This window comes from Vibrio sp. 10N.286.52.C3 (assembly GCF_041468865.1).
GTDB classification, from domain to species: Bacteria; Pseudomonadota; Gammaproteobacteria; order Enterobacterales; family Vibrionaceae; genus Vibrio; species Vibrio crassostreae_C.
Genome location: NZ_JBFRJM010000032.1, coordinates 150,106 through 156,305 on the forward strand (window position 1 = coordinate 150,106; position 6,200 = coordinate 156,305).

At 44.1% G+C, this 6,200-nt stretch carries 5 protein-coding genes; 4 read left to right on the plus strand and 1 reads right to left on the minus strand.

Annotated features, from left to right (window positions below; translation table 11 throughout):
- Window positions 1-3: 3 nt before the first annotated feature.
- Window positions 4-1,620 (plus strand): polysaccharide lyase 6 family protein, encoded by a 1,617-nt coding sequence (locus tag AB4138_RS14160; RefSeq protein WP_017069965.1) that lies wholly within the window; start codon window positions 4-6, stop codon window positions 1,618-1,620.
- Window positions 1,621-1,808: 188 nt separating this feature from the next.
- Here AB4138_RS14160 and AB4138_RS14165 read toward each other — a convergent pair whose 3' ends face one another.
- On the minus strand, window positions 1,809-2,321 hold the full coding sequence (locus tag AB4138_RS14165) for a peptide-methionine (S)-S-oxide reductase (RefSeq protein WP_017063632.1): 513 nt from the start codon (window positions 2,319-2,321) through the stop codon (window positions 1,809-1,811).
- 239 nt (window positions 2,322-2,560) lie between these two features.
- Here AB4138_RS14165 and AB4138_RS14170 point away from each other — a divergent pair, with 239 nt between their 5' ends.
- The 3 genes from AB4138_RS14170 to AB4138_RS14180 form a co-directional block, all read left to right on the plus strand.
- A complete protein-coding gene (locus tag AB4138_RS14170; RefSeq protein WP_017063633.1) occupies window positions 2,561-3,676 on the plus strand; it encodes a YcjF family protein in 1,116 nt (371 codons plus the stop codon).
- Entirely contained in the window at window positions 3,663-5,339 is a 1,677-nt protein-coding gene (locus tag AB4138_RS14175) for a GTPase family protein (protein ID WP_372306472.1), read from the plus strand. The genes AB4138_RS14170 and AB4138_RS14175 overlap by 14 nt, the downstream gene beginning before the upstream one ends.
- 707 nt (window positions 5,340-6,046) lie before the next feature.
- Window positions 6,047-6,200: transposase (locus AB4138_RS14180; RefSeq protein WP_372128337.1), on the plus strand; the 154-nt coding region annotated here is incomplete at its 3' end.

Sequence of the window (6,200 nt, forward strand, 5' to 3'; positions counted from 1 at the left end):
ACGATGAACAAAAAACTATTATCGGTAAGCATTATTAGCGCGTTCACACTCGCTTTTGCAACAGGCTGTACAACACAAGAAAAAACAGCACCCGTAGTCAGTGTCGCTGAACAAGCTACGCCTGCTGTTAGCGAAATTGACCGTAGTTACCTATTGAGCAGTGACCGCTTAACAGAGGTAGATGGCGACACTTTAGCCGTTGCTTCGGAAGAGCAAGTGGCTGCGCTTAAAGCACAATTTGAAAACCTAAAAGATGGCGACGAAGTGGTTATCCCTGCCGGTAAATACGCGAACTTAGGTCAAGTGACGATCACGGCGAATGACATCACTATCAAGGCTGAGCAAGCAGGCTCTGCGTGGATCACTGGTTTGATTCAGTTTGAACTGAAAGGCGATGACATCACGCTTGATGGCTTGGTATTTACTGAGGGCGGTCCTAACGAACGCTTTGGTGCAGTACGTATGATGGGTAATGGCAACACGCTGCAAAACTCAACATTCTACTACTTCAACCATGATTACACGTACGAGCCAGACGAGCGTCGTTCTGAGTATCCAAAGTACCTATGGGTTTCTCTATGGGGTAAAGATGGCAAAGTCATCAACAACCGTTTCGAAGGTAAGCAAAAACGCGGCACTTTGATCGGTGTACAAAAAGATGACACAGCCGACAACCACCTGATCGCAAATAATATCTTCATGGATCAAAAGCCTAACCAATTCAATGAATTCGATATCAAAGAAGCGATTCGTTACAACGGCAACAGCTGGGAAGCGATCCGTATTGGTGATTCTAAAGCTTCACAGTGGGATTCAAGTTCTAAGTTCGTGAACAACCTGATGATCGATATGGATGGTGAGCGTGAGCTTATCTCGATTAAGTCGGGCGACAACACGATCTCAGGTAATACTATTTTCCAAAGCACCGCGCTTATTTCACTGCGTCACGGAAAAGGCAACACGGTTGAGAACAACATGATTCTTGGCAATGGAAAGCGCCTAACCGGCGGCGTGCGTATCTACGATGAAGATCATGTGATTCGCAATAACTACATTGCAAACACTCGAGGCCGCGATGGTTTGATCGAAGGCAACGCTGACCTACGTGGCGGCATTGTTATTAACACAGGTATTATCGACGTAGCGAATGGTGAGCAGCTAGATCAATCGGTGAAAGGCAAAGAGCTGAACAAGCAGTGGACACCGAAAAACATCACCATCGAGAATAACTCTCTAGTCGACACTGAGTGGGGCATTGTTTACGGCAACCAAAGCCACCGTGTAAGTTTGTTTGACAACGCAGAAGTGGAAGGCATTTATGCGGGCGTTGATGTGGCGTTCAAACACAACGTGGTTGATAACTCGCAATCTCCTGAGTTTGTAAGTGTGCGTGCAACGCAAGATTACCCATTAGTCGGCGCAACCTACACAGACGAAACTTACGTAGGTCAAGTAACGGATTCTGGGTTGATTGAAAGCTATTCGGTTGAACTGCCAAAAATGACGGTTGAGAACGGTATCAACGCTTATCAAGGCGAAGGTGCAGACGTGTCTAAACTTGCGGTCGTGACGGCTGAAACAGCGGGTCCGGACTACGTGCTTGAGAATACGACTAAGTAAGTTATTAGTTAATGGCTAATGGCTAATGGCTAAAGGTTAATGGCTTGAGCTACCAAATCAATTCACGATAGCTGTCCTGACCATAACACTTAAAAAGCCTCAACAGATAATGTCTGTTGAGGCTTTATCGATCTTAGGTCGTGACCATTTCAATCTTACGTCGTGACTATTTTAATCTTACGTCGCGACTATTGTGATTTATACTTATGCAGCAGATCCCAAGGGATATGACATAAGTGGTGATCTTCAGGGAAGTGACTTAAGTGATGCTGGTGGATGTCGTCGCTGGCAACATAATTGGTCAACGGCAACACCTCAACAGCGATACGGTCGGCATCATCTCTTGAAGAAATATAGTGCTTAGCTTCGGTTAAGTGTTCTGCATTAGTGCTGTATACACCTGTGCGGTATTTCTCTCCGACATCGACACCTTGTTTATTCAAGCTGTAAGGGTCGATAATCTCAAACAAGTGTTCCATCAAAATCGTGACTGACGTGATGTTTGGATCAAATTCAATTTGTACGCACTCCGCGTAGCCATTGTAATCGCTTTGTGTGCCGTCGCTTTGTGTCGTTTTGTTCTCTGTTGGCTGGGCGCTTCCATTAGCACGGCCTGCTTCTGTGCTGATAACACCAGGAACGTACTTAATAAATTCTTGTACACCCCACAAGCAGCCGCCAGCTAAATAAATTTGTTCCATACTTCTCTTTGAGCTCTCTGTGTTTGTTGATGTTCGTTAGGTACCCGAATCAATACGATGATACCCGTACGTATAAAAAAGCGTCTATAAAAATGAGCGCGCAAATAAAAACAAGCGTTTAGGCATTGTAAACCTGTGCGACTGAACAAACATAAGTTTAATATGATTTGTGATTATATAAGTCAGTATTGCTTTGTCATCAACTCGAATCTCAACATCAAGTGAGCGTTACTCTAAACATGTTTGATCAAATAAAAGACTTCATTAATCCGAGCAAGAACCCAGACTTGACTCAGGCTCATGAATATCAGCGCAAGCATCTTCCTACATTGTGGCTGTTGGGCAAAACGGGGGCGGGCAAGTCATCGTTTATTCAAGCGGTCACGGGCGACTCTTCTGTAGAAGTGGGCAATGGTTTTGCGCCTTGTACCATGACGGCGATGTCGTATGAGTTTCCGCAAGACAAACCCGTGATGAGGTTTCTTGATACCAGAGGACTCAGCGAAGCGAATTACGATGCGAAAGAGGATTTGGAAGAGATTGGTCAGGCAGGTAATGCGTTAGTCGTTGTAATGAAAGCCGACGAACCTGAACAATCCGCTGTGCTTACGGCTCTAAAACAGATTAAGAAACAGAAGAAGATTAAACACTTGTTGCTGGTTCATACGGCGGTGTTGTCTTCCAGTGAACCAGATCGAGCAAGGCAAATTCAGTTCAACACCAACCAAGTAGAGAAGGCTTGGGGTAAAGAGTTTGAATCGGTAGCGGTCGATTTTGAAACGGATGACAACGCTATGTCTAACAGCGAAGCGGTTTACAACTATGACATCTTGTTAGAAAAGCTGAGCAGTATTCTTCCGGTGATAGGAATGATGGTGCAAGACAAAGAACATTCCACGCAAGAAGAAGCCAACTTTGATCAAGTAGAAAACGAAGTGCTTTGGTATGCAGGAAGTGCCGCAGCGAGTGACCTGATTCCGGGTGTTGGTTTGGTGTCGGTACCTGCGATTCAAGCCAAAATGCTTCACAGCTTGGCCAATCAATATGGGGTCGAATGGAATAAGAGAGTCTTTAGTGAGTTGATAGGCACTCTGGGAAGCAGCTTTGCTTTGCAATACGGAATGAAGCTGGGCACTCGACAGTTGATAAAGCTGATTCCAGTTTATGGTCAAACGGTAGGTGCGGTGGCTGCAGCGGCAATGAGTTTCGGCACCTCTTATGGTTTAGGTCGCGCGGCTTGTTTTTACTTCTATCACAAGAACAAAGGTGAAGAAGTGTCTGAACAAGAGATGCAGAAGATCTACAAAGAATCTCTGAAAAAAGGAAAGGCGGCGTCGGGTTATGAAGAAAATTAGAAACCTATTTCGATTACTGGCGGTGCTATCGAGCGGACGCTGGGGCATTGCCCTGATTTCGGCGATCTTCCCAAGCATTATCATGATGGGTTTTGGTGTCTTCTTGGCGATCAAATACGGTTATCTACTCGAAATGTCGATTGCCATTGCCGTGAGTACCTTGGTGTTCACCATTCCTTTATTCATTTCTAGCCGTTCTTCAAGCCGCTCTTCAAATAAAGAGTCTTTCTCGAATAAAGAGAGTGGCGGCCTTGCCGAGGATACTGCTGAAGCTGAATCACAGCATAAAAAAGCTGATATCAACGATGCATTGGTTAAGGCTTCGGCTGATTGGTCTCAAAAAGAACTGTCGATCTGGAATGATTCAAAACACCATGTACGCCAACAATTAATGGTCGACATAGAGTGGGGTAACCTAGACCAAACCGGTTTAGAGGTACTTGAATTTGTTGCGAAAAAGTTTGATAAGAAATCACTCGATTTTTCGATTCCTGAAGGGCTAAAGCTGTTCGAAGAGGTCAGCCGACGCTACAAATTGGTAGTGCGAGAGCATATCCCCGGCATTGAGTATCTCAAGGTTTCTTACATCAAAGCGGGCTACGAAGCCTACGATAAATACGGTGAGCTAGGACAGAAGATCTTCAAAGCGGCTATTTGGGGTAACCACCTTAAAAACTTGTATTTGAATCCACTCAAGGTGATTTCTGATTTAGGACGAGAACAAGCGACAGCAACGATGACAAGGGGTGTGGTTGATGACATGCAATACGCCGCCAAACAAGCCTTGTTAGATGAAGTTGCGGCGGTGGCGATTGACCTCTACAGCGGACGTTTCAGCATTGAAGATGAGGCACTTAAAGTGTCTGATGTTTCTGAACTCGACGAACAACGCTTTGCTCCAGAGCTAGAGCCTGTGCGAATCGTGCTGGTGGGACAAACCAGTTCGGGTAAATCTTCACTTATCAATGCACTCAAGCAAGAGTTGGTTGCAGAAGTGGATGTGCTGCCATCAACCGACACTTCAACGGTGTATAACTCGTTTGTCGACGACAATGATGTTCGCGTTGTTGATCTTCAGGGGCTTGATGGCAATCCTAAAACCGAAGCCTTAATGCTGAAAGAGATGACCCAAGCGGATGTGGTGCTATGGGTGCTTAAAGCCAATCAGTCTGCACGTGATTTGGATAAGCAATTGAAAGATAGATTTGATGCTTTCTATGACGATCCTAAGAACATCTCACGCAAGAAACCGATTGTGGTGTCGGTTGTGAATCAGGTAGACAGATTAAAGCCTGTAGACGATTGGCAGCCACCGTATGACTTAGAGAATCCAACATCGACCAAAGCGAAGATCATTGCTCAAGCGCTCGAATACAATCATATATTGCTGCAAACCGATATCGTGTTACCGCTGGCGATTGCGCCAGAAAAGGTACAGTTTGGTTTAGATACTTTAAGGCAGACGTTGATAGAGCGTATCGCTGACGCAAATAACGTGCAAAGAAACCGCCAACGTTTAGAAGCCATGAAAAGAGGCTCGTCGGTTAAAGGCCAACTGAATAAAGCAGTCAAAGTGGGTAAGAAGGTGGCACCCAGCGCATTGAAAGCGGCGACACCAAAACTGGCTGAAATGGCCATCAAGCAAGCCGTGAAGAAGAAGTAAGTCATTCACTGCGAATACGGTTCTGGTGAGGTTTGAGCCTCATCAGAATTTATCTTTTCTAGATCGGCGAGTTTTGGATCTTGGCTTTATTAGATGATGGCTTTTTTAGAAAACAGCTATCTTCGCCCCTTATTAGAGAGGTGTTGATTTCAAAAGAGATTTGATATTATTAAGGTTCTCGCTGAACTAGTTTAATAGTATATAAACAGCTGTGATTCACATTTTATATAACACGCTATCGTATTTAATTATCATTCTAAATATTGATCACATTTATACTTTTTTAAGCTGTATTTATAAAACAATTGCACTATATTTAAACTTCGGATCATCTTGATTTCAACGTAGGGATATATTGTGAACATGTATCTGAAATGGCAATCAACAACTTGGCTAACCTTGTTAGCTTGGTATACCTTAGATCACCAACTCTCGTTCCACCTTTCTTCAGAGTAGTACCCTCTAGGCGTCACGCGCCAGCAAAGCAGCGAGCTTTGTTTACCTATCAGCAGCTTTGATAACCTTTGAACGTATGAATGTCGCACTTATTATTCCGTGTAGGGTATTCGTTTTTTGTCGTTCTCGCTAATTATCTTAGCCTCTGTTTAGGTTTGATTAGGGCGTGTTGATCTTTCGTGTGTGTTTTTTGAACAGCATGGTAAAGAGTTATAATTTGCTTCGCCAAAAGTAAAACCATAACCAATACCATGCCAAGAACAATGCTAACTGATATTCGCTGGGAACTGCTACTCCAAGTTATGAAAAGTACAGGTCGTATTTACGATAAAACTGAACATCGAATGACATTTGAAGGAATACTTTATCGAATGAGAACAGGTATTCCTTGGCGAGATCTACCCT

Excerpts from the sequence above, each read along its gene's own strand:
- AB4138_RS14160 (WP_017069965.1), top strand. The coding sequence starts at position 4 with ATGAACAAAAAACTATTATCGGTAAGCATTATTAGCGCGTTCACACTC.
- AB4138_RS14165 (WP_017063632.1), bottom strand. The coding sequence starts at position 2,321 with ATGGAACAAATTTATTTAGCTGGCGGCTGCTTGTGGGGTGTACAAGAA.
- AB4138_RS14170 (WP_017063633.1), top strand. The coding sequence starts at position 2,561 with ATGTTTGATCAAATAAAAGACTTCATTAATCCGAGCAAGAACCCAGAC.
- AB4138_RS14175 (WP_372306472.1), top strand. The coding sequence starts at position 3,663 with ATGAAGAAAATTAGAAACCTATTTCGATTACTGGCGGTGCTATCGAGC.